At 74.2% G+C, this 1,386-nt stretch carries 1 protein-coding gene; it reads right to left on the bottom strand.

Going from position 1 to position 1,386, the window contains the following annotated elements; translation table 11 throughout:
* Positions 1-104: 104 nt before the first annotated feature.
* Positions 105-1,217, bottom strand: coding sequence for a Gfo/Idh/MocA family protein (locus ACWGIU_RS37910; protein WP_453712634.1), 1,113 nt, complete (start codon positions 1,215-1,217; stop codon positions 105-107).
* Positions 1,218-1,386 lie beyond the last annotated feature (169 nt).

Here is a 1,386-nt window from a genome sequence, read left to right as displayed (position 1 = left end):
TCGACGTCCGCCCCGGCCGGTCCGGTGTCCCGCGGCAGCCGCGGGAGCCCGACGCGGTCGTCGCTCGCGCGCACCGCATGCCGGCGCACTCCGATCCTTCGGTTTCAGCCGGATTCGGACACTGCGGCGGAAATCTCCACGACCACGCCCTCCTCGGACGACCGGCGGGCCGCCTCCAGTACGTCGAGGCAGTGCGCGGCCTCGAGCGCCGTCACGGGCGCGGGCCCGCCCGTGGGCAGTGCGGCCGCGACCGCCGCGTAGTACGCCGGGTAGTCGCCCTGCTCGGTCGGAACCGGGATACCGCCGCCGGTCAGCGGGGACTCGCCGGAGCCGAGCCGCCCCCACAGGTGCGGGGGCTCCTCGCCCCACGGCAGGTCCCCGCCCGGCCGCAGCCCGTCCCGCAGGGCGCCCTCCTGCGGGTCGAGGCCGTACTTCACGTAGCCGGCCCGGGAGCCCAGGACGCGCAGCCGCGGGCCGAGCTGGGCGGTGGTCGCGCTGACGTAGAGGTGGGAGCGGACCCCGTTCGCGTGCGTGACCGCGAGGAAGGTGTCGTCGTCGGTCTCGGCGCCGGGGCGGCGCACGTCGGTCTCCGCGTAGACCCGTACCGCCGGGCCGAACAGCACCAGCGCCTGGTCCACGACGTGACTGCCGAGGTCGTACAGCAGGCCGCCGATCTCCTCGGGGGCCCCCGACTCGCGCCAGCCGCCCTTCAGCTGCGGGCGCCAGCGCTCGAAACGGGACTCGAAGCGCTGGACTTCGCCCAGCTCGCCGTCGGCGATGAGGCGGCGCAGGGTCAGGAAGTCGTTGTCCCAGCGGCGGTTCTGGAAGACGGAGAGGAAGGTGCCGCTGCGGTCCGCGAGCGCGGCGAGCGCACGCGCCTCGGCGGCGGTGGCGGCGATCGGCTTGTCCACGACCACCGGGATGCCGGCTTCGAGGGCCGTGGTGGCGAGCGGGACGTGCGTCCGGTTGGGGGAGGCGATCACGACCAGGTCGAGGTCGCGGTCCCACAGCTCGGCGGCGTTAGCGGCGATGTGCACGTCGGGGAATTCCGCGCGGGCCTGGGCCTGCCGGGCCGGGTCGGAGGTGACGACGGTGTCGAGGGCGAGCCCGTCCGTGGCGGCCACGAGGGGCGCGTGGAAGACGGAACCGGCCAGTCCGTAGCCGATGAGACCGACGCGGAGCGGGGCGGGGGAGGTGGGAGTGGCGGGGGTGCTCATGGCACCACTTTGGCAACAGTGTTGCCGAAGTGCAAGGAAGGTGGACAATGGGTACGTGAACAGCGGTAGCGGGGACGAGCGCGGCGGGGTGAACCTGCCGACGCTGCGTGGGTACAACGAGGCGCTGATGCTGGATCTGCTGCGCGGCGCGGGTCCGGCGGGCCTGGGC

This window comes from Streptomyces sp. NPDC054840, assembly GCF_053611065.1.
Note: the sequence above shows the minus strand (reverse complement) of the source record. Positions and strands in the feature narration are given on the sequence as shown.